Source organism: Rhodococcus sp. LMD, from assembly GCF_056108245.1.
Window position 1 is genome coordinate 2,486,397 of record NZ_CM148557.1, and the last position, 25,309, is coordinate 2,511,705.

Here is a 25,309-nt window from a genome sequence, read left to right on the forward strand (position 1 = left end):
ATCTTGGGTTCTGCTACTACGGTCACGTCAGGCTCCTTTTCCCGTCGAGACGGTGCGCTTTTCGATCTGCTTGTCCTGGGCGCCGGTGTGCACGATGCGATCGACGAAGACGCCCGGCAGGTGTACCTGGCCCGGGTCGATCTCGCCCGGTGCGACGAGCTGTTCGACCTGGGCGATGCAGATGCGTCCGGCCGTCGCGGCGAGCGGGTTGAAGTTCATTGCGGCCTTGTTGAACACCAGGTTGCCCTCGGTGTCGCCGCGCAGGGCGTGTACCAGTGCATAGTCGGCGGTGATGGACTCTTCGAGCACGTACTGCTTGCGGCCGAACTCGCGGATCTCCTTCGGTGGGGACGCGACTGCCACCGAGCCGTCGGGGTGGTAGCGCCACGGCAGGCCACCGTCGGAGACGGGGGTGCCGACACCGGCCGGGGTGAAGAAGGCTGGGATGCCGGCGCCGCCGGCGCGCAGCTTCTCGGCCAGGGTGCCTTGCGGCGTCAGTTCCACTTCGAGTTCACCGGAGAGGTACTGCCGGGCGAACTCCTTGTTCTCGCCGACGTAGGAGGCCGTCACTCGTCGGATCCGTCGTCGTTCGAGGAGGATTCCCAGTCCGCGGCCGTCTACGCCGCAGTTGTTGGAGAACACCTCGAGGTCGGTCGCGTCCCCGGCGGCGATCGCGGCGATCAGCTGGTCCGGGATGCCGGACAGGCCGAACCCGCCGACGGCGAGGGAGGCTCCGGAGGGAACGTCGGCGACCGCCTCGGCGGCCGTTTCATAGATCTTGGTCATTTCGTGGTTTTCCGGACGTGAGCGAGGCGCTCGGAGTGTGGACGGGGACGGAGTCGCGGTGCCGGTGGGGTTCAGCTGTGTACCGGGAGGGCGGTGCTGTCGAGCAGTTGCCGGAGCAGGTTCTCGGCGTCGGGCCAGTAGCCGTATCCGGCGGCGGGATTGAGGTGCCCGACGTCGCCGAGGTCCACCAGGCGGCTGCCCCACGTTTCGGCCATGCCGGCGATGCGCCGGTAGCCACCGAGCGGATCGGTGCGGCTGGCGGCGACGATGCTCGGAAACGGCAGCCTGCGGCGGGGGATGGGGTTCCATCCGCCCCGGTCGAGGTCGTCGGTGGTCGGGTAGCCCTCGGGCAGGGGTAGTTCCAGGTCTGCCGGCGTGGCCAGCAGCGCGCCCTGGATCGGACGCGTCGGGTTCTGCGCCCAGTGCACGGTGATCATCACGCCGGCGCTGTGGGCGACGAGCACCACGGGTCCGTCGATCTCACGCAGGACGTCGTCGAGTGCGGCGACGCGGGCAGCGCGGCTGAGCTTGTCGCGCTCGAGCGGAGGAACGGTCCGGACGTCGGAAAGACGTTCGGCGAGCAGGGTCTGCCAGTGATCGGCGACGTGGTCGCGCAGGCCGGGGACGATGACCACGGTCGGGGAGTGGGAGGGGTTCACGGGTGACTCCGGGAGATGGGGTGGGAACGGGACGACAGTCGTTCAGGCAGCCGTGCCGGGGCCGGTGCCGAGGGTGGTGAACTTGCGCAGGCCCAGCGGGTAGAGGCGTTTGCCTGCTACCAGTGCGCCGATGGCGAGGACGTAGACCAGCGGGGACAGCTGCAGCGCTTCCCGCAGGCCGAGTCGGTCGGCGAGGATGCCCACGACGAAGGGCCCGAGGGCGAGGCCGAGCAGATTGTTGGCCACGGTCAGCGTCCCCATGGCGGACGCGCGGACGGACGAGTGCGTGAGGTTGGCGACCATGGCCGCGGTGGGTCCGGAGGATCCGGCGGAGAAGAACGCACCGATGCCGAGCAGCACCAGTTGCGCGGTGCCCGTGTCGAGACGGAACGCGAGGGCCAGGCACGCCAGGGAGATGGCGCAGAAGGCGATCGCGGTGGTCCACTTGCGGGTGATGTCGTGCCGTCCGACGCGGTCGGTGACGATCCCGCACACCACCATGCCGCTGCCGACGAGCAGGACGACGATCGAGGCGGCGACGCCGGCCTTGTCCGGGGCGAGGCCGTAGTAGCGGTTGAAGAAGCTCGGCGTCCACGACAGCAGGACCGCGGCGGTGAACATCTGGAGGCCGCCGCCGGCGTAGGCGCACAGCACGGCGGGGTTGGTGAACAGGCTCGACACCGGCGCGCGGAATCCGTCCGGCGGTGTGGTCGCGGCACCGGCGGGTCGCTCGTCGACGGCAGCGGGCCGGTCGTCGGCGGCGTGCGCGGCGAGCCTGCGCTCGGTGACCAGGGCGCGGAACAGTGCCACCAGGATGAGCCCGAAGACCGCCATCGCCGCGAACGACCACCGCCAGCTCAGATGAACGGCGATGACGCCGCCGAGGGCGACACCGAGGACCGAGCCGAACGAGCCGCCGGCCATGAACGCCCCACTGAGGGAGGCGTGGACCCGGGGAGCGAACACGCTCAGTACCACCGCGATTCCGACACTGCCGTAGGCGGCCTCGCCGACGCCGACGAGGAATCGCGCGCCGAGCATCTGCTCGAAGTTGGTGGCCACCGCACACATGAGAGTGGCCACCGACCACAGCACCGCCATGAGCACCAGGCTCTTGACCCGGCCCCACCGATCGGCCAGCAGCGACAGCGGGAGGGTGAGCAGTCCGACCATGAGCGCCACGATGCTCGTCAACGATGCGAGCTGGGAATCGGTCAGGGCCCATTCGGCTTTGAGGAACGGGAAGACGGCACTGAGAACCTGCCGGGACATGTAGTCCGACAACAACAGTCCGAAGGTGAGAGCGAACACGAGCCACGGGTACTTCCGCGATCGGGTCCTCGGACCGGCGGGGGTGCTGGTGGCGGTGTGGTTCTCCAGGGAGGAGGTGGACGATCCCATGGGTGCTCCTGCAAGGCTGGGGCGGCGGGCGGGGATGCGCATCGGGGAGCGCCCACCGCGAGAGGGGCGAGGACAGGGAGGGCTCGACGGACTCGGTCACCGGCCGGGTCCCGGGGCACGCGGTGCGGGTCGCGTGCCCCGGGGGTCGGTGGGTCAGCCGTGGTGGGTGAAGCCGACCTGTCCGGGCCGGCGGTTGGGGGCATAGCCGAGCTTGGCGAGGGTTTCGTCGGCGTCGCGGTAGGTCTCGCCGATCCGGTAGATCTCGCGGGCCTCCTTGCCGGTGGCGACCTCGCGGCCCAGTTCCCCGGCGATGCGGACCAGCTGCCGGATCTGCTGCACCGACGTCATCTTCTCGCCCTTGCGGCCCCAGATGGTGTCCTCGTTGCCGCAGCGGGTGTGCAGGCCCATCGCGATGGCCATCGCGTTGACCGGGAGCACGGACCGCATGAGCGTCTCGAGGGTCAGGCAGGCGCCGTCCGGAACCCGCTGGACGAAATTCATGATGTTGTACGGATTGGGGCCGTCGAAGCCGCCGCCGATACCGACCCACGTCAGGTTCAACGGTCCGGTGTAGACCCCGCGCCGGATCAGGCGCTCGACCGTCTCGAGCTGCGGGATGGACGAGAGCTGGAAGTGCGGCTGAATACCCTTGGCCTGCAGTCGCTTCAGATGCTCCGCAACCCACTCCGGACCGGCGGGCACGGTCATCTCCCGGTACGTCGCCGCGAGTTCCGGGCGCTCCATCGAGGTGCCGGCGATGTCGTCGGCCGTCATCAGCTCCATGATGTTCATCTGGCTGGTGTTGATGGCGATGGTCACCTGGTCCGGCGCCGGGTCGAGTTCTGCGAGCATGTGCCGGGTGTCGTCCGAGAGCCACTTCGCCTCGGCGCCTTCACCTTCGGGAGCAAAGGAGATGGATCCGCCGACCTGCAGGATCATGTCCGGCACCGCCTCGCGCAGGCCGGCGAGCAGCTCGTTGAACTTCGACAACCTCTTGCTGCCCTTGCCGTCGAGTTCACGGACGTGGATGTGCAGCACGGTGGCGCCCGCCTCGTAGCAGTCCACCGCCTGCTGGATGTGCTCGTCCATGGTCAGGGGAAGATCTTCGCGGAAGTCGTCGAGCTCCCATTCCGGGCCGTAGGGCGCGGCGGTGATGACCAGCTTCTCCTGGTTCTCGGGGAACAGGGCGTCGTCGTGGAAGTGCATTGTCGGGTCTCCGTTTCGGAATGTGGACGGTGGAAGGGAAGGAAGGGAAGAGCTCAGAAGGGCCGGTCGCCGACGATCCCGGCGCGTTCCATCTTGCGAACGGCGGGCCAGTAGTCCTGCACCGCGTAGTGCTGCGTGGAGCGGTTGTCCCAGATGGCGATGCTGTTCTCCGTCCAGCGCCAGCGCACCTGGTACTCGGGAATCGACGCCTGGCTCGTCAGGAACTGCAGCAGGTTGCCGGCGCCCGGGGCGTAGTCGATGCCGAAGCGGACGTTCTCGGCGGTGTGGTAGTTGACCAGGTGGGTGGTGAAGGAGTTGACGAACAGGATCTTCTCGCCGGTCTCGGGGTGGGTACGCACCACCGGATGTTCCGCATCCGGGTAGCGGGCGTGCAGCGCATGGCGCTGTTCGAGCGGCAGCTGGGCGCCGAAGCTCGCCTCGATGCTGTGCCGGGCCCGCAGGCCGGCGATCTGCTCCTTGACCGAGCCGGGCAGCCGCCGGTAGGCCTCGGCCATGTTCACCCAGATGGTGTCCCCGCCCACCGGCGGGGTCTGCACACAGCGCAGCACGCATCCCATCGGGGGGTTGTCGCGCCAGGTGGCGTCGCAGTGGTAGGCGTTCTCGTAGTGCTCGGGCGGGCTGTCGAGGTCCTTGTAGATCCGCACCAGCCCGGGATGGTCGGGGTCGCTGCCGACCACCGGGTGATCCTCGAGCGGGCCGAACCGCTCGGCCAGGGCGACGTGCTCGGCACGGGTGATGTCCTGGTCGCGGAAGAACAGCACCTTGTGCTCGAGCAGCAGGGCCCGCAGCTCGGCGAACAGCGTGTCGTCGCGCGAGACCTCGCCGAGGTCCACGTCGAACAGTTCGGCACCGATCGTGCAGGTCAGTGGTTCGACCCGGAAGGCCGTGGAGACCGGACTCGGCGGTCGGGTGGCGGTGGTCATGGATGTCCTTCGGAAGTGGGCGGACTCCGGGTACGGCCCGGACGGGGTCAGAGGGCGAAGACCGACGAGCCGATGCTGCGGCCGGCCTCGAGATCGCGATGCGCCTGCACCGCGTCCTCGAGTGCGTAGCGCTGGTTGATCTCGATCGCGATTTCTCCGGTCGCGACGTGCGAGAACAGCTCCGCGGCGAGGGCGGCCCGCTCGGCAGGGTCGGCGATGTAGTCCGCCAGCGCCGGACGGGTGACGTACACCGACCCCTTGATCGCCAGCTGCATGGCGTCGATCGGCGGAATCGGCCCCGAGGCGGTGCCGAAGCACACCAGCAGGCCGCGGCGGGCCAGCGAGTTCAGTGAGGTCTCGAAAGTGGTGGCGCCGATGCTGTCGAACACCACGGGAACGCCCTTGCCGTCGGTCAGTTCCCGCACCCGTTGCGCCACGTCCTCCTCGGTGTAGATGACGACCTCGTCGCAGCCGTGTGCTCGGGCGACCTGCGCCTTGCGCTCGCTCGAGACCGTGCCGATCACCCGGATGCCCAGCAGCTTCGCCCACTGACAGAAGATCAGGCCCACGCCGCCGGCGGCGGCGTGCAGCAGCACCGTGTCCCCGGCCGCCAGCGGCCAGATGCGCCGCAGCAGGTAGGCGGTGGTCAGGCCGCGCATCGTCATCGCCGCGGCCGTGTCGAAGCCGATGGCGTCGGGCAGTGCGATCAGGTGGTCGGCGGGCATCACCCGTTCGGTGCTGTAGGCCCCGAGCGGGCTGCCGGTGTAGGTCACCCGGTCGCCTTCCCGGACCGACGTCACGCCTGGACCCACCGCCTCGACCACCCCGGCGGCCTCGACGCCCATCCCGGCGGGCAGCGGTGCCGGGTACAGGCCGGTGCGGAAGTAGGTGTCGGCGAAGTTCAGGCCCACCGCCTCGTGCCGGATGCGGACCTCGCCGGGGCCCGGTTCGCCGACCTCGACGGCCTCCCACTGCAGTACTTCCGGACCGCCGGTCTCGTAGAAGCGAACAGCCTTTGCCATGTTTCCTCCTGAACGCGCACTCGCAGGCCACGATTGGCCGGCGGAGGGCGGATGTGTATGAATTCGGTGAGCCGGTGGCGGCGATCCCGGTTCTCGGCCGTGGGGTGCGGCCGAGGCGGTGGAAGCGGAGCCGCTCGGGGGTCCGGACTCTCGATCCGCTCCGTCACACTTCGCCGTACCTTGTGATGCAACTAACAGTAGGGGATCTTGAGGCGGTATGCTTATCCCACGGGGACGGATTGTCATTCATTTCGGGACAGGGAGGGCAGTGAAACCACTGGCGCGCTACGCCGCACTGAACAGCTATGTCGAGGTGGCACACTCGTCGAAGATCGATCCGGCGACGCTGCTCCGCGCGTCCGGTCTCGACCCGGCCGGCTTGAGCCTGCAGGACCGGTGGGTGCCGGCCGAGGCGATCGCGGACCTGCTCGAACGTTCCGCCGCGGCAGCCGATCGCGACGACTTCGGTCTCGAGCTGGCCGAGCGACGGCGATTTTCCAATCTGGGCCCGTTGAGCCTGGTGGTCCGAGAGGAGCCGGACGTCCGCAGCGCGCTGCGGATCCTCGTGCGCTACGAGCACATGTACAACGAGGCCCTGCACACCCGCCTGACCGAACAGGACGGTGTCGCCACCATCCGCATCACCCTGGACGTCGGCCGGCCGGGGGAGTTCCACCAATCCGTCGATCTCGCGGTAGCAGTGATGCATCGTCTGCTGCAGGGCTTCCTCGGTCCGCAATGGCGTCCGCTGTCCGTCTCGTTCGCCCGTCCCGCACCCCGGCGCCTCGACACTCACCACCGCGTGTTCGGCACCGCCGTCGACTTCGGCCGGGACTTCGACGGAATCGTCCTCTACACAGCGGATTTGGACGCGTCCAATGCCATGTCGGATCCGCTGCTGCGGTCGTACGCGCAGCAGTTCCTCGACTCGGTCGGAAGTCCACGCGAGACGACCACGGTGGACCGGGTGCGGGAGCTGATCGAGTTGCTCCTTCCCACCGGCCGGTGCTCGGTCGACCAGGTGGCCCGCAGTCTCGGCATCGACCGCCGCACCGTGCACCGCCGGCTCGCGGACGAGGGGGAGACGTTCTCGTCCGTCCTCGACGCCACCCGCGCGGACCTGGCGACGCGCATGGTCGGCAGCGGACGACACTCGCTCACCGAGGTTTCCGACCTGCTGTCGTTCTCCGCGCCCAGCAATTTCTCCCGCTGGTTCCGGAACCGGTTCGGGTGCAGTCCGAGCCGATGGCGCGCGGAGGAGGGGGGACGCCCCGAGCCGGCGAGTGCGATGTCGATTCGGCGGCCCGCCGATCGTGTAGAGGGTGGATCACCGGCGCCGGTCCGGTGATCGTGAGGAGGAGTGCCATGACCCAGTACCTGCTGAGCATCTACCAGCCGGACGGCGACCCGCCACCGGCGGCGATCCTCGAACCGATCATGCGCGACGTCGAGGCCGTCGACGCCGAGATGCGCGCCGCCGGCGCCTGGGTGTTCGCCGGTGGACTGCACCCGCCGAGCACGGCCACCGTGCTCCGGCTCGACGGCGACGGAATCCTCACCACCGACGGCCCGTACCTCGAGGGCAAGGAACACATCGGTGGGTTCACCGTCGTCGAGGCGCCCGACCTCGACGCCGCCCTCGAATGGGGCCGCAAACTCGCCCGCGCGATCACACTGCCGATCGAGGTGCGGCCGCTGCAGGGCGGGCACTGCGGGTGAGTCGGCCGTGGCCGCGGTGACGGCCGCGGAGATCGCGCGTGTGTTCCGCAGCGAGCACGGCCGCGCGGTCGCCGTGCTCGTCCGCGCATTCGGGGACATCGACCTTGCCGAGGAGTCCGTGCAGGACGCGTTCGCCGTCGCCGTCGCCCGGTGGCCCGCCGACGGACTGCCGCCGAGCCCGGCCGGCTGGATCGTCACCACCGCCCGGCGCCGCGCGATCGACCGCATCCGCCGGGAGAACGCCCGCGCAGGCAAACACGCCGAGGCCGCCCGCCTGCAGGAGGTCGGGACCAGCGCCGTCGACGAGGAGAATGCCGTGCCCGACGACCGGCTGCGCCTGATCTTCACGTGTTGCCATCCCGCGCTGGCGCCCGCCGCCCGCGTCGCTCTCACGCTCCGGTTGCTCGGCGGCCTGAGCACCGCCGACATCGCCCACGCCTTCCTCGTTCCGGAGAAGACCATGGCGCAGCGGCTGGTGCGCGCCAAGGGCAAGATCCGCGACGCCCGGATCCCGTACCGCGTTCCGGGCCCCGCGGAACTGCCCGCCCGCCTCGCCTCCGTCCTCGCCGTCGTCTATCTCGTCTTCACCGAGGGGCACACCGCGGCCGGTGGGGACCGCCTGGTCCGCGACGACCTGTGCGTGGAGGCGGTCCGGCTCGCCCGCCTGCTGGCCGAACTGCTGCCCGACGAGCCCGAGGTGCTGGGCCTGCTCGCGCTGCTGCTGCTCACCGTCGCGCGACGACCGGCCCGCACGAACGCCGACGGCGACCTGATCCCGCTCGCCGCGCAGGACCGCACGCTCTGGGACCGAGACCTGATCACCGAGGGACAGTCCCTCGTCCGCCGCTGCCTGCAACTGCGCCGGCCCGGCCCGTACCAGATCCAGGCCGCGATCGCCGCCGTCCACAGCGACGCCGCCACGATCGAGACGACCGACTGGCGGCAGGTGGTCGCACTCTACGATCAGTTGCTCGTCGTCGCACCCACCCCCGTCGCCGCCCTGCACCGGGCCGTCGCGGTGGCCGAGGTGGACGGCCCCGCCGCGGGTCTGGACCTGGTCGACGCCCTCGACCTGGACCGGTACCACCTGTGGCACGCGGTGCGGGCCGACCTGCTCCGCCGGCTTGGTCGTCTCCCGGAGGCCGCCGCGGCATACGACGCCGCGCTCGCCCGGGCCACCAACGCCGCCGAGCGCGGCTTCCTGCAACGTCGCCGCGCCGAACTCAGCTGACCGGTTCCTTCTCGCTCTGCGGTCCGCTCCTGCCGTTCTGCCACGGCCACCGGCCGGAGATCTCGAGCTGCAGCGACCAGCTGAGGAAGGTCCGGATCAGGACGATGATCGCCAGGACCCCCACCGACGTGAAGGTGGGGGTCACGGCGACCGTCTTGATGATGTCCGCGGCCACCAGGAATTCGAGGCCGAGCAGGATGGACCGTCCCAGATCGCGCCGGTAGCGCTCGTAGATCGGCGCACCCGGCGAGCGGCGCCAGGACCGTAGGGCGATCCAGCTCGCCACCGCCGCCCCGACGACGATCACCGCCACCCCGACCACGTCGACGGCGCCGCCGACGGTCTCGAGAACGCGGGCCAGCTCCATGCGAACCTCCGGGATGCGGACGGGACGATTCGGTCATGGTCGCAGGTCCGGCTCGATCCGTCCCGGCAACCGGGTTGTCCACACCCGGCCCGTTCGTCCACAGATTCCGGCCGTGGGCGGCGAGAGCGCCGTTCGGGTGCCACCCGGACGGCACGCTGACGCCATGACCGTTGTGGTGTTCGCCGTTCTCGGTGCCGTGGCCGGAGCCGGCATGCGGCGGCTCGTCGCCCGCCTCGTCCGGCGTCTCCCACTACGAGGGATGTGCGAGGTGGCCGGCGCGGGCGGCGGTGCCGTGGCCGTGCTCGGGACCTCGACGATGCCGGGGGCGGTTACCGTCGCGGCGCTGACCTGGTGGTGCCTGTGCCTGAGCGCAGCCGACCTGTCGGCGCGGCGGCTGCCGAACGTGCTGACCGTGCCGGGCACCGGCGTCGTCCTCACGGTCGCCGCGGCAGCGGGGCAGGCAGTCCCGGCGTTCGTCGGCGCGTGCCTGCTGGCGGGACCGTACCTGCTTGCCCACCTGGCCGCCCCGCGCAGTCTCGGCGCGGGCGACGTGAAGCTCGCGGCCGGGCTGGGGGCAGCCGCGGGCGCCGCCGGCGCGGGAGCGTGGACGACGGCGGCCCTGCTGCCGCCGCTGCTCACCGCCGCGGTGGGCGTCGTCGTCGCCGCCGTGGGTTGGGCACGGGCACACCGTCGCCCGCGCGGTGTGGTGCTGCCACACGGGCCGTCGATGTGCGCGGCAGCCGTCGCCGGGGTCCTCGCGGCGGCTTGACCGGGGCGGCGTCCCGCCGGTGGCGACGAACGTGGAAGGATGGTCCTGTGCTGCGCTGGATAACTGCTGGAGAGTCCCATGGTCCCGCCCTCGTCGCGATGCTCGAGGGGATGGTCGCCGGTGTCGAGGTGACGTCGAGCGACATCTCGGAGCAGCTCGCGCGGCGGCGCCTCGGCTACGGCCGCGGCGCGCGCATGAAGTTCGAGGCCGACAAGGTCACCATTCTCGGCGGCGTCCGGCACGGCCACACCCTCGGCGGCCCGGTGGCCATCGAGATCGGCAACACCGAGTGGCCCAAGTGGGAGACCATCATGTCCGCCGACCCGGTGGACGCCGAACTGCTCGTCGGACAGGCCCGCAACGCACCGCTCACCCGCCCGCGACCCGGCCACGCCGACTACTCGGGGATGCTCAAGTACGGCTTCGACGACGCTCGTCCCGTCCTCGAGCGCGCCAGCGCCCGGGAGACCGCGGCCCGGGTCGCCGCCGGCACCGTGGCCCGCAACTTCCTGCGGCAGGTGTTCGGCGCGGAGGTCGTCTCGCATGTGATCTCCATCGGCGCGTCCGACCCCTACGTGGGGGCGGAGCCGACCGGGGCCGATCTCGCCGCCATCGACGCCAGCCCCGTGCGGGCCTTCGACAAGGCGGCCGAGGAATCGATGATCGCCGAAATCGAGGCCGCCAAGCGCGACGGTGACACCCTGGGCGGTGTCGTCGAGGTCGTGGTGCACGGCCTGCCCGTAGGCCTCGGCTCGTTCATCAGCGGGGCGGACCGGCTCGACGCCCGGCTCGCCGCGGCCCTCATGGGCATTCAGGCGATCAAGGGTGTCGAGGTCGGCGACGGCTTCGAGACCGCACGCCGGCGCGGCAGCGTCGCCCACGACGAGATCCGGCCCGGCCCGGACGGCGTGCTCCGCTCGACCAACCGGGCCGGCGGTCTCGAGGGTGGCATGACCAACGGCGAGGCGCTGCGGGTACGGGCGGCGATGAAGCCGATCTCGACGGTGCCGCGCGCCCTCGCCACCGTCGACATGGCCTCCGGCGAGGAGGCCGTGGCGATCCACCAGCGCTCCGACGTGTGCGCTGTGCCTGCGGCCGGTGTCGTGGCCGAAGCGATGGTGGCGCTCGTCGTGGCGCAGGCCGCGCTCGAGAAGTTCGGGGGCGACTCGATCGACGAGACCCGCGCCAACGTCCGCAACTACCTCGAGGCCGTCGCGGCCCGGGTGCCACGGTGACGCCATGACGCCACGCGCAGTCCTGATCGGGCCGCCCGGGGCCGGCAAGTCGACCATCGGCCGGCGGCTCGCCCAGGCGCTCGATCTGCCGTTGCTCGACACCGACGCCGAGATCGAGCGCACCACCGGCCGCACGATCCCGGACATCTTCGGCACCGACGGCGAACCGGCGTTCCGGCGGATCGAGGAGGAGGTGGTGGCCGACGCGCTCGCCCGGCACGACGGCATCGTCTCGCTCGGCGGCGGCGCGATCCTGTCCGAGCGCACCCGCGCCCTGCTCCAGGACCGAACGGTGATCTACCTCGAGATCAGCGTCGCCGAGGGCCTGCGCCGCACCGGGACCAACACCACACGACCGCTGCTCGCCGGGGCGGACCCCGCGGCGAAGTACCGGGAGCTGATGCGCCGGCGCCGCCCGCTCTACCGGCAGGCGGCCACCATCCGCGTGCGCACCGACGGACGCAGTCCGGGCCGGGTGGTGCAGCAGGTCCTCGCCAAGCTGGAGGCCCAGTCGGATCTGGCGGCCACCGGCGCCCACCCGTCCGCGCCCAGCACGACCAGTACAGAGAATCGGAGCAATCAATCGTGACCGAACCGGTACGCGTCGACGTCCAGACGGCCCAGCCCTACCCGGTGATCATCGGCCGGGGCCTGCTCGGTGAGCTCGTCGACGAACTCACCGGCACCCGCACCGTGGCGATCCTGCACCAGCCGCCGCTCGCGGAGACCGCCGAGGCGGTGCGCGCCGCGCTGGCAGAGAAGGGCATCGACGCTCACCGCGTCGAGATCCCCGACGCCGAGGACGGCAAGGACCTCGCCGTGGCGGGCTTCTGCTGGGAGGTGCTCGGCCGCATCGGGCTGACCCGATCCGACGCGATCGTCAGCCTCGGCGGGGGAGCAGCCACCGACCTGGCCGGGTTCGTCGCCGCCACGTGGATGCGCGGCGTGCGGATCGTGCACGTCCCCACCACGCTGCTCGCCATGGTCGACGCCGCGGTCGGCGGCAAGACCGGCATCAACACCGAGGCCGGCAAGAACCTCGTCGGTGCCTTCCACGAACCGTCCGCGGTGCTCGTCGACCTCGCGACGCTCGAGACGGTGCCGCGCAACGAGATCGTCGCCGGTCTCGCCGAGGTGATCAAGACCGGCTTCATCGCCGACCCGAAGATCCTCGAGCTGATCGAGGCGGATCCGGAGGCCGCGCTCGACCCGACGGGAACGGTGCTGCCCGAACTGATCCGGCGCTCGGTCGAGGTCAAGGCGAAGGTCGTCGCCGCGGACCTCAAGGAGTCGAGCCTGCGCGAGATCCTCAACTACGGGCACACCCTCGGTCACGCCATCGAACGGCGCGAACGCTACCGGTGGCGGCACGGCGCCGCCGTCGCCGTCGGTCTCGTCTTCGCCGCCGAGCTGGGACGCCTCGCGGGGCGCCTGGACGACGCCACCGCCGACCGGCACCGCAGCATCCTCGAGCTCGTCGGCCTGCCCACCACCTACGATGCCGACGCCTTCCCCCAGCTGCTCGAGGGCATGCAGACCGACAAGAAGAACCGCGCGGGGATGCTGCGGTTCGTCGTCCTCGACGGCCTCGCCAAGCCCGGGCGCCTCGAGGGACCGGATCCGTCGCTGCTCGCCGCGGCGTACTCGGCGGTCGCGCGGGAGGGCACCGCGGACGCAGGCACCGTGCTCCTGTGAGCTGCTGACCGGCTGAGCTGCCGACCGTCGTCGACGGGCCGTCGCACCCTCGGGGTGCGACGGCCCGCGTCCTCGTCGGGGATCTTCCCGGTTCACCACCGCGCGGATAATTCGCCCTGGACGGAACGCAGGAATTCTCCGAATTCCTGGTCCCCGCCCGAGCTGAACGGCCGCCTACCGAAAAGACGATGAAAAACCCGGGCGTGCAGGAGCTCCGGGATGCAATCGCTCTTCGCCGTTGATTTCCGGGCGAAACCGGCCGTACGATTCCGGTCGTGATGAACGCTCAGCAGGTCACGACGACGCCGGATGCCTTCCGGCGCCGCGTCGCTCACTGCTGACCCACCAAGCGAGCCCCGGGAGTCGACGTCCCGGGGCTTTCGTCGTGTTCGGGCACGTCGCTCCCTCTCGCCGAGACGAGAGTCGAGGAACAGGAAATGAACGGTGCAGATCACCGAGTGCTCGGTCGCGAACTCGACATGTTCGCCAGCGCGCCGATTGTGGGTGCGGGTCTTCCGCTGTGGCTGCCGGACGGTGCGGTGATCCGTGCCGAGCTCGAGGCCTTCGCCGCCGAGGTGGCGGCCGAGTCCGGCTGTCGCCGCGTCTACACCCCGGTGCTCGCCAAGAAGGAGCTGTTCGTCCGGTCGGGCCACTGGTCCAAGTTCGCCGACGACATGTTCCCCGAGATGCGGGTCGGCGGCGAGAGTTTCGTCCTGCGGCCCGCCAACTGTCCCCATCACGCCCAGATCTTCGCCTCGCGGGCCCGCAGCTACCGCGACCTGCCGATCCGCCTGTCGGAGCTGGGATCGATGTTCCGCAGCGAACTGTCGGGCGTGCTCGGCGGCCTGAGCCGGGTCCGGCAGATCGGTCTCGACGACGCGCATGTGTTCTGCGCGCCCGAACAGGCCGGTGCGGAGGTGGAACTCGCGTTGAGTGCGATCGAGCGCTGCTATCGGGTTCTCGGGCTCGACGCCCGGCGCTACCGCCTCTCCCTCCGCGGTGCCGGGGGCAGCTATCTCGGCTCCGGCGAGCAGTGGGCGCATGCTCAGGGTCAGCTGCGCGGTGCGCTCGAACGGTGTGGGCTGGACTTCTTCGAAGCCGAGGGGGAGGCCGCGTTCTACGGTCCGAAGATCGACGTCCAGGTCGCCGGGGCGCACGGGCGCGAGGAGACCGTGTCCACCGTCCAGTTCGACTTCACTCAACCCGAGCGTTTCGGCCTCGAATACACCGGCGAGGACGGGCACAGGCACCGGCCCGTGATGATCCACCGGGGTGTGCTCGGATCGATGGAGCGGCTGACCGCGATGCTCGTCGAACGCTTCGAAGGGCGCATGCCGCCGTGGCTCTCGCCCCGCCAAGTGGCGGTCCTGCCGGTCCGTGACCCACACCGCGACGAGGCCGGCGCGTTGCGGGACAGGCTGCTGGACGAGGGGATTCGCGCCGAGGTGCTCTCCGGTGGATCGCTGGGCAGCCGGATCCGCGCTGCGCGCCTGCACCGCGATCCCTACCTCGCGATCGTCGGCGACGAGGAACTCGCGGACGGCACCGTCAGCGTCCTGGTGCCGCAGTGCGGTCAGCGGGCGCGCATCGGGCACGAGCAGTTCGTGCGCCGGGTGCTGGCCGACGTCCGGGGCCGGGTCCTGGGCCCGTCCGCACTGCCGTGAGGGTGCTCTCGCCGTCGTCGAGCCGGACCATGATCGATCGGGCCGGGCCGGGACGGCGACGCGCGCGCGGACCGGTCACCCGCGCGTCGGTCGCCGGCGCGGCCGGCCCCGGCCGGGCTACTCGGCGCCGTGCACGACCTGCAGGCCGGGACGGGTCGCCCGCGCCGACGGAGGTGCCCCGCGGCGGGCCCGTTCGTCCCGGTCCGGGCGGGCGATCCGGTGGGCCTGCAGATAGGCCACGCCGACCCGGGAGTACCAGGCGGCGGTCCAGGACGGGATCCCGCCCAGCATCGACAGGGCGAACCCGTGGTGGCGCTCGACGAAGTCGACGGTCACCGCATACAGATCCACCCCCGGGCACTTCCGGGCCGCCGCCTCGAGATCGAGGTCGTCGGGCCACCAGTTCGCCGGCAGGACGGGGTCGGCCGCCTGCCGGGCGCCCGGGTGGCGGAGACCGAGCACCCGTCCGCCCACCGCCGCCGCGGCGCTGCACGTTCCTTTCACGAGCCCCCGCGTCGTGGACCACAGCCCTCCGGGGTGCGTCAGCGGCAGTATCGCCCCGAGCAGTCGCCCCAGCTGCGGCTCGCCGCCGGTCCGCGACGCGAAGGCTCCGCCCTCGTCCGAGCCGTTCGGGACCGTCTTCCGGTCGGGACGTATCGGGGCGCGCTCTCCCATGCTTCCCTACCTTAAATGTGCTGGGCGCCAGAGGGATTGGTTTTCGGCGATCGCATGACGGGGGAGCGGCGGCTCCTGTGCCCGATGTCCCGGTGCGCGGGGCCGCCGCGGCCGGTGCCGCGGATCGGACTCATCCGGCGTCGATGCTCCGGTGGGCCAGTTCCTCGCGCGCGGCGATTTCGACGGCGGCCGGAAGTGTCAGGGTGCGTCCCAGTTCGAGGTCGGCTACGAATTCGGCGAGCAGATCGGTCGGCCATCGCTCGAATTCGGCCATCGCAATCCCCCCTCGGTGCGTGCGGTCGGGTGACCGGCGTGCCCCTGCCGGTTCCCGGTTCTCGACCCCGACAGTTCACATTTACACCACCGGCACGTCCCGTGACACTGCTTCCGTCCGAATCGGTCCGTTCCGCCCGGCGAGTCCGGTTCCGGGGAACCTACCCGGACTCCGAGGGGGTGACGGCGCGTCGGACGAGCAGGGTGCAGTGCTCGACGAGCGCCTCTCGCTCGACGTCGACCTGCCCGTCGATCCACGCGACGATCAGCGCCCCGATGCCCAGGCCCAGGACGGCGCCGCTGATCAGCCGGGACTCGGCGTCCGGTTCCGGCGCAGCGACGCCGACGAGCAGGGCGCCGAGCAGGGCGGGTGCTGCGTGCAGGCCCTGCTGCGACAACGCCGGCTCGGTCATCGCCTCGCGGACCAGCACCCGGCCGCGGCGGGGGTCGGCGGCGAAGAAGTCGATCGCTCCGGAGACGAAGGCGCGGGCCCGCGCGGCGACCTCCGCCGGGGCGGAGGCCACGACGGCCTGCATGTGACGCATGAGGCCCTCCGCCGTCGTTGCGAAGACTGCGGCGACCAGTTCGTCGCGCGAGGGAAAACTCTCGTAGAAGTACCGCTCGCTGACCCCGGCGGCCCGGCAGACGGCGCGGACCGTGACCGCGCGGCCTCCGCCGGTGCCGAGCAGTTCGGTACCCGCCGCGAGGATCCGGGTACGGCGCTGCGCGCGCCGGTCGTCGGCGCTGACGCCGTGCCAGCTGCGGCTCGGGGGGGTGCGCATGGATCCCATCCTGCCGGACCGATCGGTCGGACCGGGAACGGCCGTTGACCCGCCCGTAGTGGACAACATATGTTGTCCACTACGGGGGCCGGGAGAGCGACGGAGGACGAATGAGGAATGTGACGATCGGACGGCAGGTCCGACGGGAAATCGAGCGTCTCGATCCGCTCCGCGACGATCGCGCCGTCGCTCGACTCTCGCTCGAGGTCCTGCACGGGAACGCGATGCTCGTCAACGCGTTGTTCACGGTGTCGTTCATCCGGCAGGTGGCCGTGCCCGGCATCGCGAAGATCCTGCACCGCCGCGGACGCGGCGACATCGTCGTCCGCACGGCGAAGCGCAACGACGACACGATGGTGTTCTTCGGCAAGTTCCTCGAACTCGGCTACGACACGTCCGAGGGGCTCGCATGGATCGAGCGGCTCAACGAGATCCACGGGCACTTCCCAATCCGCAACGAGGACTCGCTCTACACGCTCGCCACGCTCGTGCTCGAACCGCAGCGTATCGCCGCGCTCGTCGGGTCCCGGCCGTTCTCCGGGACGGAACTTCAAGCGCAGTGGCATTTCTGGCGCGGCGTGGCGGCCGCCCAGCGCATCACGGACATCCCCGGCTCCCGCGACGAGCTCGCGCGGTGGACCGCCGACTTCGAGGCCGCGGAATACGCGCGCACCGACGACGGGCTCGCCGTGACCCGGCGACTCGTCGACGACTTCGCGGACCGCTGGTTTCCGGGTCCGCTGCGACCGCTCGCGCCGGAGGTGCTGTCGACGTTCTGCGACGACCGCCTACGGGCCGTGCAGAGCCTGCCCGAGCCGCGGCCCGCTCTGGCCTACGTCGCGCGATCCGCGGTGCGCACCTACTTCGCCGCCACCGGGCTGCGGCCGGTACGGCGCGACCGCAGTTTCGTGGAGACCTTCGGGACGGCGCGGTACGGGCCCCGTGACCGGGATGCGGTGGGATATCGGCGCCCGGCCCCGGCGCGACGGCCCTGACCGCCCGGATCGGCGCGGGGATCAGGCCCGGAGCTCGGCGGCAGGCTGTGCGGTGCTCGGTTCGGCGCCGTGTTCGCGACCCAGTTCGGCGATCGCGCACGTGAATTCGGGATCGAACAGCAGGAAGCTGAGCAGGTCGCCGCGATCCTCGTCGTCGCCACCGATCAATCGTGCGACGACGGACGGCGCGGGGTTGCGCAGGAACCGGCGCACGGCGGGGCGGCGACGGACCACCCCTTCCGCGATCTCGGCGATCCGCCCGGCCTGGCCGGGCGGCGGGCCGGCGAAGTCGATCCCGATGGGACGGTCGGTGGGGGACACGGCTCGGGTCTGGGCGATGCGGGCATTGCGGAACTCGAGCGTGTGCAGGTCCTCGATCATCCGGTAGCCGAGCATCGCCCGCAGCGCCAGGGCCGCGACGCCGGCCACGTCGGGAGGTGCCGGTCGGCGCCTGCCGGTGCGCGCGGACACCGGCGGGGGCCACATCCGCGGCTGCGTCGCCACGACGCCGACGTCGTTCGCGCCGAGCACGAGCGCGGGCTTGATCGGGGTGTTGAGCAGCAGACCGCCGTCGATGTACCAGCCGGAGCGCTGCGGGGCGCACCGATCGGTGACGTGGATGGGCCGGAACAGGATCGGCACCGCGGAGGACGCCAGCAGGTGGTCGACGGTCAGGGTCGTCTCGACGTAGCTGATGTTGCGGCGGATGTCGTACTCGGGGAGGGGCACCGAGGCGTTCTTCTCCACGAACACCACCGTCCCGCCGGTGGCCACGGACGTCGTCGCGACCGCGACCGCGTCCACCAGCCCGGCCCGGATGTTCTCGTGCAGCCGGTCCCACGGCACCAGGCGCTGCAGGGTCCCCCGGATCGGGGTCGTGTCGAGCAGGCTGACGAGACGCGTGCGGGGAAAACCGATCGCCTGACCCAGGAACGCCGCGCCGGTGCCGAGCACGCTGTGCACCGACGAGTACACGTCGGACGAGACCACCCCGGTCCACAGGTCCACGAGCCGTTCGGCGGCCGTCGGCAGTCCCTCGTCGGCGAACGCGGCGAGCCCGACCACGTTGATGGCGCCGGCGCTGGTCCCGACGAGGATCCGGGGCGCTCCGTGGTGCCGCGTCATCCGGGGGAGCAGGGTCGTGATCGCGCCGGCTTGATACGCGCCGCGCGCACCCGCGCCCGCGACGACCAGCGCCGTCCGCCGGCGTCCGTGGGTGCCGCTCGTCCCGCGTCCGGCCATGGGCCGAACGGTACCTGCCCGCTCCGGGCCGCGGACCCGATTCTCCGCCAACGGTGCGGACCCGGGTAGGTGTCAGGGGCGGCGGTCCGGGTCGATCCGCTCGAACACCTCGGTGGGCGCGTCGTCGTCACGCCACCCCTGATCCGGGGCAGCGGACGCCGTGACCGGTGCCGGCCCGTCGTCCGGCTTCCCCGTCGCCGTCCCCGTCGCCGCAGACTTGCGCTGATCTCGACGCACCAGCAGCCGCCCGAGCATCACCGCGGCCGTCGCGGGAACGAACACCAGCAGCACGGTGAACGCCGCACCCGAGGTCAGTTCGAAGAACAGCGACTTGACCCCGACCTGGATCGGACCGACCGTGTCGATCAGCCACGTCAGCAGGCCGGCGGCGAGACCGGTGACCGCCGCGGCCTTCAGCCACAGCATCGTCAGGTCCGCCCCGTCCTCCGACTGCGGGTGCGCCCGCTGATCGCGGATCCCGTCGAGCCCGGCCCACACGATCGCGGCGAGCACGACGACGGCCAACGCGACCATCCGCAGCATCGAGCCTTGCAGCGGCCATTGCACCAGGGCGACCCCCAGCAGGACCCGTACCAGCACGTGCACGAGGGTCAGGCCGAGCCCGCGAAGCAACCAGGGTTTCATGTACCTCAGAGTAACGTCTGGATCGGCGCGGATGTGTCCCGCCCCACATTCGTGACCGTCGACGGCCGTCCCGGCTGTCGGCGCGGGAGTACGTTGACCCCATGTCCGCCGATCACTCCGCCCGCCGCGCCGCGCTGCGCCGGTTGCTCGCCGACCGCGACCTCGATGCGCTCCTGGTGACCGACCTGCTCAACATCCGCTACCTCACCGGATTCACCGGCTCGAACGCCGCGCTGCTCGTCACCACCGACGACGACCTCGACGAGTCCCGCACCGTCGTGTGCACCGACGGCCGCTACCTCACCCAGGTCGCCGCGCAGGTGCCCGATCTGCGGGCCGAGATCGCCCGCGCCAGCGCCGATCACCTGGTCCGTTCCGCGGCGACGCCGGCCCGGTGGGGCTTCGAGAGCCATGTCGTCACCGTCGACGCGCACGTGCGCTGGGCGGGGCTGGACAGCCCGCTCACCCTCACCCCCGCGCCCGGGCTGGTCGAGCAGTTGCGCATGGTCAAGGACGAACACGAGGTCGGGCTGCTCGCGGCGGCGTGCGCCGTGGCCGACCGGGCACTGGCCGATCTCGTCGCCGCCGGCGGCCTGCGCCCGGGCCGCACCGAACGGCAGGTCGGCCGCGATCTCGAGGCCCGCATGCTCGACCACGGCGCCGACGGCATCTCCTTCGAGACGATCGTCGCGACCGGGGCGAACTCGGCCGTGCCGCACCACCGGCCCACCGACGCCGTGCTCGCCGCCGGCGACTTCGTCAAGCTCGATTTCGGTGCACAGGTCGGCGGATACCACTCCGACATGACCCGCACCTACGTCCTCGGCCGGGCCGCCGACTGGCAGCGTGACGTGTACGACCTGGTCGCGCGCGCCCAGGCGGCCGGGCGGGCGGCGCTCGTGCCGGGCGTCGACCTGGCCGCCGTGGACGCCGCGTCCCGCGACGTGATCGCCGCCGCCGGCCACGGTGAGCTGTTCCTGCACGGACTCGGCCACGGCGTCGGTCTGGAGATCCACGAAGCACCCGGAATCGGCCAGGCCGCGACCGGTACACTTGCCTGCGGTGCGGCGGTGACCGTCGAACCGGGCGTGTACTTCTCCGGGCGCGGAGGCGTGCGGATCGAGGACACGCTCGTGGTGCGTGAGCAGGGACCGGAGCTGCTCACACTCACCGACAAGACATTGACCGTCGTATAAGGGCGGTACCTCGACTCTAGGAGACGCGAAACCAAGTGGCCGATACCAGCGATTTCAAGAACGGGCTCGTGCTGAAGATCGACGGTCAGCTGTGGCAGATCATCGAGTTCCAGCACGTCAAGCCCGGCAAGGGGCCGGCGTTCGTCCGCACGAAGATCAAGAACGTGCTCTCCGGCAAGACCGTCGACAAGACCTGGAACGCCGGCGTGAAGGTCGAGACGGCCACCGTCGACCGTCGCGACATGACGTACCTGTACCACGACGGCACCGACTACGTCTTCATGGACGGCGAGACCTACGACCAGATCTCGATCAGCGAGGAGACCCTGGGCGGCGGCGCCCGATTCCTCCTCGAGAACATGCAGGTGCAGGTGGCCACCCACGAGGGCACCCCGCTGTTCGTCGAACTGCCCGTCACCGTCGAACTCGAGGTCACCCACACCGATCCCGGCCTGCAGGGCGACCGCTCGACCGGCGGCACCAAGCCCGCGACCCTCGAGACCGGCGCCGAGATCCAGGTGCCCCTGTTCATCAACACCGGTGACAAGCTCAAGGTCGATTCCCGTGACGGCAGCTACCTCGGGCGAGTGAATTCCTGAGTGTCCGGTACGCAGAAGAAACTCGGAGCCCGGCACAAGGCGCGTAAGCGCGCCGTGGATCTGCTGTTCGAGGCCGAGGCCCGCGACATCGATCCGGTCGGTCTCGCCGCCGACCGGATCGCGCTCGCCGTCACCGACGACCAGGTCGCGCAGATCCCGCCGTACACGCAGACCGTCGTGCGCGGCGTGGCGGAGCGACTCGACGAGCTCGACCAGGTGATCGCCGAGCACCTGCACGACTGGACGCTCGAGCGGCTGCCCGCCGTGGACCGGGCGATCCTGCGCATCTCGGTGTGGGAGCTGTTCCACGCCCCCGACGTGCCGCCGGTGGTGGCCGTCGACGAGGCGGTCGAGCTGGCCAAGCAGCTGTCCACCGACGATTCGCCGGCCTTCGTCAACGGCATCCTCGGTCAGATCGTGGCGCTCGCCGACCAGGTGCGTGCCGCCGCGGCGGCCACCTCGTCGCGCGCCGCCGACCCGGCCGGGCAGCGGGACTCCGAGCGGCCCTGACAACGCAGCGGGAGCGGGCCCGGCCGGCGACGGAGGTCGCCGGCCGGGCCCGCTCGCCGCTTCGGGGACCCCGGCCTGTGTCGGGCCTCACCCCGCATCCGTGTCTGGCGGGCACCGGCCGCTGCTAGGCTGGAGCACCGTCAGGCATCCTTTAACGATCCGTCCAGCGAGGCGGAGAAGGAGGTCGCAGTATGGCCATGTCCGAAGACGGGTCACCGGCATCCCCGCCCGGTCCGGCCCGCGAATTGCTCTCCGCAGCCGACGTCGGTCGCACCGTCGCCCGCATCGCGCACCAGATCATCGAGAAGACCGCGCTCGACGCCCCCGCGGGTGAAGCCCCCCGCGTCGTCCTCGTCGGCATTCCCACCCGCGGCACCACCCTCGCGCACCGGCTCGCCGAACGCATCGCCGAGTTCTCCGGGGTGCGCGTGCCCGTCGGCTCCCTGGACATCACCCTCTACCGCGACGACCTGCGCACCAAGCCGCACCGGCCGCTCGAGCGCACATCGGTGCCCGAGGGCGGCGTCGAGGACGCCCTCGTCGTCCTCGTCGACGACGTCCTGTTCTCGGGTCGCTCGGTGCGCGCCGCCCTCGACGCCCTGCGCGACCTGGGCCGGCCCCGCGCGGTGCAGCTCGCCGTCCTGGTCGACCGCGGGCACCGCGAACTGCCGCTGCGCGCCGACTACGTCGGCAAGAATGTCCCCACCGCCCGCGCCGAGGACGTGCGGGTCCTGCTCACCGAGCAGGACGACCGCGACGCCGTGGTGATCTCCGGAGGCAAGATTTCGTGAAGCACCTGCTCTCCATCGCGGACCTGACCGAGCAGTCCGCGACCGAGCTTCTCGACGAGGCCGAACGGTTCGAGCAGGCGCTGCTCGGCCGTGAGGTGCGCAAGCTGCCGACCCTGCGCGGCCGCACCGTGATGACGGTGTTCTTCGAGAACTCCACCCGCACCCGGGTCTCGTTCGAGGTCGCCGGCAAGTGGATGAGCGCCGACGTCATCAACGTCAGCGCGTCGAGTTCGTCGGTCGCCAAGGGCGAATCGCTGCGCGACACCGCGCTGACCCTGCACGCCGCCGGCGCCGACGCCCTGATCGTGCGGCACCCCGCGTCGGGCGCCGCGCACCGGATCGCCGAATGGACCGGCGACGGCGACGGCGGGGGACCGGCGGTGATCAACGCCGGCGACGGCACCCACGAGCACCCCACGCAGGCCCTGCTCGACGCGCTCACCCTCCGGCAGCGGCTCGGATCGATCGCCGGCCGGCGCATCGCGATCGTGGGCGACATCCTGCACAGCCGGGTCGCGCGCTCCAACGCCCTGCTGCTGTCCACGCTCGGGGCCGAGGTGGTGCTCGTCGCGCCGCGCACGTTGCTGCCGGTGGGCGTCGAGACCTGGCCCGTCACCGTCTCCCATTCCCTCGACGCCGAACTGCCCGGCCTCGACGCGGTGCTCATGCTGCGGGTGCAGGCCGAACGCATGAACGGCGGGTTCTTCCCGTCGGCGCGCGAGTACTCGATCGGCTACGGGTTGTCGGAGAAGCGACTGGCGATGCTCGCCGAGCACGCCGTGGTGCTGCACCCCGGCCCGATGCTGCGCGGCATGGAGATCGCCTCCGCGGTCGCCGACGCCCCGCAGACCGCGGTGCTGCAGCAGGTGAGCAACGGCGTGCACGTGCGCATGGCCGTGCTGTTCCGGCTGCTCGTCGGCACGGAGAGCGCAATCGCATGACCGACGCGTATGCGGACCGGACGTCCGCGCAGAAGACGAAGAACAGTGGGACAGGAGAAGATTCGGTGTCGCCGCAGGTGCTCATCCGCAACGTGCTCGTCTACGGGGAGGGTGCGCCGACCGACGTGCTGCTCGGCGACGAACAGATCCTCGCCCTCGGCCCCGACCTCGAGGCGAGCCCCGACGCCGAGGTGATCGACGGCGCCGGACGGATCCTGCTGCCCGGCTTCGTCGACCTGCACACGCATCTGCGTGAGCCCGGCCGCGAGGACACCGAGACCATCGACACCGGATCCGCGGCCGCGGCGCTCGGCGGCTACACCGCGGTGTTCGCGATGGCCAACACCGACCCCGTCGCGGACTCCGTCGTCGTCACCGACCACGTGTGGCGACGGGGGCAGGAGGTCGGCCTCGTCGATGTGCACCCCGTGGGTGCCGTCACCGTCGGGCTCGCCGGCACGCAGCTCGCCGAGATGGGTACCATGGCCGCCGGCGTCGGCCGCGTCCGGATGTTCTCCGACGACGGGCACTGCGTCCACGATCCGCTGATCATGCGGCGGGCGCTGGAGTACTCGAGTTCGCTCGGGGTGCTCATCGCCCAGCACGCGGAGGAGCCGCGGCTGACCGCCGGGGCCGTCGCGCACGAGGGGCCCACCGCGGCGCGTCTCGGGCTGGCCGGCTGGCCGCGCGCGGCCGAGGAGTCGATCGTCGCGCGCGACGCCCTGCTCGCCCGGGACGCCGGGGCCCGCGTGCACATCTGCCACGCCTCCACCGCCGGCACCGTCGAACTGGTGAAATGGGCCAAGGCACAAGGGATCCCGATTACCGCCGAGGTGACTCCGCATCATCTGATGCTCGACGATTCGCGGCTCGAGACCTACGACGGCATCAACCGGGTCAACCCGCCGCTGCGCGAGCGTTCCGACGTCGAGGCGCTGCGCCGCGGACTGGCCGAGGGCGTGCTCGACTGCATCGCCACCGACCACGCCCCGCACGCCGAGCAGGACAAGTGTTGCGAGTTCTCGCAGGCCCGGCCCGGCATGCTGGGGCTCGAGACGGCCCTGTCGATCGTCGTCGAGACGATGGTCCGTCCCGGGCTGCTGGACTGGCGCGGCGTCGCGAAGGTGATGAGCGAACGGCCCGCCGAGATCGTCGGCCTCGACGACCAGGGGCGCCCGCTCGAGGTGGGCGAGCCCGCCAACGTGGTGCTCGTCGACCCCGACGCCGAATGGACGGTGCGCGGACCGGAGCTGGCCTCGGTGGCGCACAACACGCCGTACGAGGCGATGACGCTGCCCGGCAAGGTCGTTGCGACCGTGCTGCGCGGCCGCATCACCGCACTCGACGGAGCGGTCCGGCCCGGCACCGGAAGCGGGGTGCGGTGATGGACCGCCTGTGGCTCACGCTCGGCTTCGTCGCCCTGTGGGTGGTGCTGGTCCTGCTGATGTGGAAGGGCTGGCGCGGCCGCGGCCGCCGCCAGGCCGAGGCCGTCGGTGCCCTCCCGCCGGTGCCGGCCGAGCTGGGGGAGCAGCTGGTGGCCCCGAGCACCGGCCTGTACGTGGGCAGTACCCTCGCGCCGAGCTGGCAGGACCGGATCGCCGTCGGCGACCTGGGCCACCGCGCGGCCGGCGAGATCAGCCGCTACCGCGCCGGGGTGCTGCTCGAACGGGACGGCGCCTCGCCGATCTGGATCCCGCAGGACTCGATCCGAGCGGTGCGCACCGAACGTGGCCTCGCGGGAAAGGTGATGACCAAGGACGGGGTGCTGGTGATCCGCTGGCAGCTGCCGTCCGGCACCGAGATCGACACCGGATTCCGCGGCGACGACAAGACCATCTACCCCCAGTGGGTGCAGGAGACGAACGAGAATCACCGGGACAGTGACAGCTAGGACGACAGCCTGGACGGCTGGTACAGCGACGACGGCACGCGAGATTTCGGCTGATGCGGCGAGCTCCGGTG

Annotated in this window: 28 protein-coding genes; 16 read left to right on the forward strand and 12 right to left on the reverse strand. The window is 71.2% G+C overall.

Annotation, left to right across the window (positions count from 1 at the left end; genetic code table 11):
• Nucleotides 1-27: 27 nt before the first annotated feature.
• The 6 genes from ACWPQI_RS11555 to ACWPQI_RS11580 all read right to left on the reverse strand — a co-directional run bounded on the left by ACWPQI_RS11555 (nucleotide 28) and on the right by ACWPQI_RS11580 (nucleotide 6,018).
• A complete protein-coding gene (locus tag ACWPQI_RS11555; protein ID WP_003935440.1) occupies nucleotides 28-786 on the reverse strand; it encodes a CoA transferase subunit A in 759 nt (252 codons plus the stop codon).
• A 71-nt stretch (nucleotides 787-857) separates the two neighbouring features.
• Complete coding sequence (locus tag ACWPQI_RS11560) at nucleotides 858-1,445, reverse strand: RBBP9/YdeN family alpha/beta hydrolase (protein WP_010595154.1); 588 nt, start codon at nucleotides 1,443-1,445, stop codon at nucleotides 858-860.
• 42 nt (nucleotides 1,446-1,487) lie between these two features.
• On the reverse strand, nucleotides 1,488-2,846 hold the full coding sequence (locus tag ACWPQI_RS11565) for an MFS transporter (RefSeq protein WP_010595153.1): 1,359 nt from the start codon (nucleotides 2,844-2,846) through the stop codon (nucleotides 1,488-1,490).
• A gap of 153 nt (nucleotides 2,847-2,999) precedes the next feature.
• Nucleotides 3,000-4,052: a beta-keto acid cleavage family enzyme gene (locus ACWPQI_RS11570; RefSeq protein WP_102030723.1), complete on the reverse strand. Its 1,053-nt coding sequence runs from the start codon at nucleotides 4,050-4,052 to the stop codon at nucleotides 3,000-3,002.
• A gap of 53 nt (nucleotides 4,053-4,105) precedes the next feature.
• Complete coding sequence (locus ACWPQI_RS11575) at nucleotides 4,106-4,996, reverse strand: TauD/TfdA dioxygenase family protein (protein WP_040271317.1); 891 nt, start codon at nucleotides 4,994-4,996, stop codon at nucleotides 4,106-4,108.
• Between the two features lie 47 nt (nucleotides 4,997-5,043).
• Nucleotides 5,044-6,018 carry a quinone oxidoreductase family protein gene (locus ACWPQI_RS11580; protein WP_040271321.1) on the reverse strand — a complete coding sequence of 325 codons (975 nt, stop codon included), beginning with the start codon at nucleotides 6,016-6,018 and terminating at the stop codon, nucleotides 5,044-5,046.
• Between the two features lie 268 nt (nucleotides 6,019-6,286).
• On the opposite strand from ACWPQI_RS11580, the gene ACWPQI_RS11585 reads away from it, so the two are divergent.
• From ACWPQI_RS11585 to ACWPQI_RS11595, 3 genes are read left to right on the forward strand one after another with little or no spacing between them, the layout of a single operon-like run.
• Entirely contained in the window at nucleotides 6,287-7,366 is a 1,080-nt protein-coding gene (locus tag ACWPQI_RS11585) for an AraC family transcriptional regulator (RefSeq protein WP_048773547.1), read from the forward strand.
• 17 nt (nucleotides 7,367-7,383) lie between these two features.
• Entirely contained in the window at nucleotides 7,384-7,737 is a 354-nt protein-coding gene (locus ACWPQI_RS11590) for a YciI family protein (protein ID WP_010595147.1), read from the forward strand.
• Nucleotides 7,738-7,744: 7 nt separating this feature from the next.
• Nucleotides 7,745-8,968, forward strand: coding sequence for an RNA polymerase sigma factor (locus tag ACWPQI_RS11595; protein ID WP_010595146.1), 1,224 nt, complete (start codon nucleotides 7,745-7,747; stop codon nucleotides 8,966-8,968).
• Here ACWPQI_RS11595 and ACWPQI_RS11600 read toward each other — a convergent pair.
• The gene (locus ACWPQI_RS11600; RefSeq protein WP_010595145.1) at nucleotides 8,961-9,335 is read right to left on the reverse strand and encodes a DUF1622 domain-containing protein; all 375 of its coding nucleotides are present in this window, start codon (nucleotides 9,333-9,335) and stop codon (nucleotides 8,961-8,963) included. The genes ACWPQI_RS11595 and ACWPQI_RS11600 overlap by 8 nt on opposite strands.
• Nucleotides 9,336-9,498: 163 nt before the next feature.
• On the opposite strand from ACWPQI_RS11600, the gene ACWPQI_RS11605 reads away from it, so the two are divergent.
• The 5 genes from ACWPQI_RS11605 (at nucleotide 9,499) to thrS (ending at nucleotide 14,698) form a co-directional block, all read left to right on the forward strand.
• A complete protein-coding gene (locus ACWPQI_RS11605; protein ID WP_203010680.1) occupies nucleotides 9,499-10,104 on the forward strand; it encodes a prepilin peptidase in 606 nt (201 codons plus the stop codon).
• 47 nt (nucleotides 10,105-10,151) lie between these two features.
• On the forward strand, nucleotides 10,152-11,339 hold the full coding sequence (aroC, locus tag ACWPQI_RS11610; protein ID WP_003935429.1) for a chorismate synthase: 1,188 nt from the start codon (nucleotides 10,152-10,154) through the stop codon (nucleotides 11,337-11,339).
• Between the two features lie 4 nt (nucleotides 11,340-11,343).
• Complete coding sequence (locus tag ACWPQI_RS11615) at nucleotides 11,344-11,928, forward strand: shikimate kinase (protein ID WP_010595143.1); 585 nt, start codon at nucleotides 11,344-11,346, stop codon at nucleotides 11,926-11,928.
• Nucleotides 11,925-13,034 (forward strand): 3-dehydroquinate synthase, encoded by a 1,110-nt coding sequence (gene aroB / locus ACWPQI_RS11620; RefSeq protein ID WP_010595142.1) that lies wholly within the window; start codon nucleotides 11,925-11,927, stop codon nucleotides 13,032-13,034. The genes ACWPQI_RS11615 and aroB overlap by 4 nt, the downstream gene beginning before the upstream one ends.
• A 437-nt stretch (nucleotides 13,035-13,471) precedes the next feature.
• Nucleotides 13,472-14,698 carry a threonine--tRNA ligase gene (gene thrS / locus ACWPQI_RS11625; protein WP_029540087.1) on the forward strand — a complete coding sequence of 409 codons (1,227 nt, stop codon included), beginning with the start codon at nucleotides 13,472-13,474 and terminating at the stop codon, nucleotides 14,696-14,698.
• Between the two features lie 117 nt (nucleotides 14,699-14,815).
• On the opposite strand, the gene ACWPQI_RS11630 is transcribed toward thrS, so the two are convergent.
• From ACWPQI_RS11630 to ACWPQI_RS11640, 3 genes are all read right to left on the reverse strand, one after another.
• Nucleotides 14,816-15,373: a hypothetical protein gene (locus ACWPQI_RS11630; RefSeq protein ID WP_010595140.1), complete on the reverse strand. Its 558-nt coding sequence runs from the start codon at nucleotides 15,371-15,373 to the stop codon at nucleotides 14,816-14,818.
• 130 nt (nucleotides 15,374-15,503) lie between these two features.
• Nucleotides 15,504-15,647: a hypothetical protein gene (locus ACWPQI_RS11635; protein ID WP_017682110.1), complete on the reverse strand. Its 144-nt coding sequence runs from the start codon at nucleotides 15,645-15,647 to the stop codon at nucleotides 15,504-15,506.
• A gap of 160 nt (nucleotides 15,648-15,807) precedes the next feature.
• The gene (locus ACWPQI_RS11640) at nucleotides 15,808-16,428 is read right to left on the reverse strand and encodes a TetR/AcrR family transcriptional regulator (protein WP_010595139.1); all 621 of its coding nucleotides are present in this window, start codon (nucleotides 16,426-16,428) and stop codon (nucleotides 15,808-15,810) included.
• 110 nt (nucleotides 16,429-16,538) lie between these two features.
• On the opposite strand from ACWPQI_RS11640, the gene ACWPQI_RS11645 reads away from it, so the two are divergent.
• Nucleotides 16,539-17,423: an oxygenase MpaB family protein gene (locus ACWPQI_RS11645; protein WP_225222418.1), complete on the forward strand. Its 885-nt coding sequence runs from the start codon at nucleotides 16,539-16,541 to the stop codon at nucleotides 17,421-17,423.
• Between the two features lie 21 nt (nucleotides 17,424-17,444).
• On the opposite strand, the gene ACWPQI_RS11650 is transcribed toward ACWPQI_RS11645, so the two are convergent.
• Both ACWPQI_RS11650 and ACWPQI_RS11655 read right to left on the reverse strand, forming a co-directional pair.
• The gene (locus ACWPQI_RS11650; protein ID WP_010595137.1) at nucleotides 17,445-18,665 is read right to left on the reverse strand and encodes a patatin-like phospholipase family protein; all 1,221 of its coding nucleotides are present in this window, start codon (nucleotides 18,663-18,665) and stop codon (nucleotides 17,445-17,447) included.
• A gap of 72 nt (nucleotides 18,666-18,737) precedes the next feature.
• Nucleotides 18,738-19,310, reverse strand: a complete 573-nt coding sequence (locus ACWPQI_RS11655) for a B-4DMT family transporter (RefSeq protein WP_048773537.1) — start codon at nucleotides 19,308-19,310, stop codon at nucleotides 18,738-18,740.
• 101 nt (nucleotides 19,311-19,411) lie between these two features.
• On the opposite strand from ACWPQI_RS11655, the gene ACWPQI_RS11660 reads away from it, so the two are divergent.
• The 7 genes from ACWPQI_RS11660 to ACWPQI_RS11690 all read left to right on the forward strand — a co-directional run bounded on the left by ACWPQI_RS11660 (nucleotide 19,412) and on the right by ACWPQI_RS11690 (nucleotide 25,238).
• Complete coding sequence (locus tag ACWPQI_RS11660; RefSeq protein ID WP_010595135.1) at nucleotides 19,412-20,506, forward strand: M24 family metallopeptidase; 1,095 nt, start codon at nucleotides 19,412-19,414, stop codon at nucleotides 20,504-20,506.
• A 35-nt stretch (nucleotides 20,507-20,541) separates the two neighbouring features.
• A complete protein-coding gene (gene efp / locus ACWPQI_RS11665; RefSeq protein ID WP_010595134.1) occupies nucleotides 20,542-21,105 on the forward strand; it encodes an elongation factor P in 564 nt (187 codons plus the stop codon).
• Nucleotides 21,106-21,615: a transcription antitermination factor NusB gene (nusB, locus tag ACWPQI_RS11670; RefSeq protein ID WP_010595133.1), complete on the forward strand. Its 510-nt coding sequence runs from the start codon at nucleotides 21,106-21,108 to the stop codon at nucleotides 21,613-21,615.
• Between the two features lie 191 nt (nucleotides 21,616-21,806).
• Nucleotides 21,807-22,406, forward strand: a complete 600-nt coding sequence (pyrR, locus tag ACWPQI_RS11675) for a bifunctional pyr operon transcriptional regulator/uracil phosphoribosyltransferase PyrR (RefSeq protein WP_010595132.1) — start codon at nucleotides 21,807-21,809, stop codon at nucleotides 22,404-22,406.
• Nucleotides 22,403-23,347 carry an aspartate carbamoyltransferase catalytic subunit gene (locus ACWPQI_RS11680; RefSeq protein ID WP_010595131.1) on the forward strand — a complete coding sequence of 315 codons (945 nt, stop codon included), beginning with the start codon at nucleotides 22,403-22,405 and terminating at the stop codon, nucleotides 23,345-23,347. The genes pyrR and ACWPQI_RS11680 overlap by 4 nt, the downstream gene beginning before the upstream one ends.
• Before the next feature lie 65 nt (nucleotides 23,348-23,412).
• The gene (locus tag ACWPQI_RS11685; protein WP_010595130.1) at nucleotides 23,413-24,732 is read left to right on the forward strand and encodes a dihydroorotase; all 1,320 of its coding nucleotides are present in this window, start codon (nucleotides 23,413-23,415) and stop codon (nucleotides 24,730-24,732) included.
• Nucleotides 24,732-25,238, forward strand: coding sequence for a PH-like domain-containing protein (locus ACWPQI_RS11690; RefSeq protein WP_017682104.1), 507 nt, complete (start codon nucleotides 24,732-24,734; stop codon nucleotides 25,236-25,238). Before ACWPQI_RS11685 ends, ACWPQI_RS11690 begins: the two co-directional genes overlap by 1 nt.
• Nucleotides 25,239-25,309 lie beyond the last annotated feature (71 nt).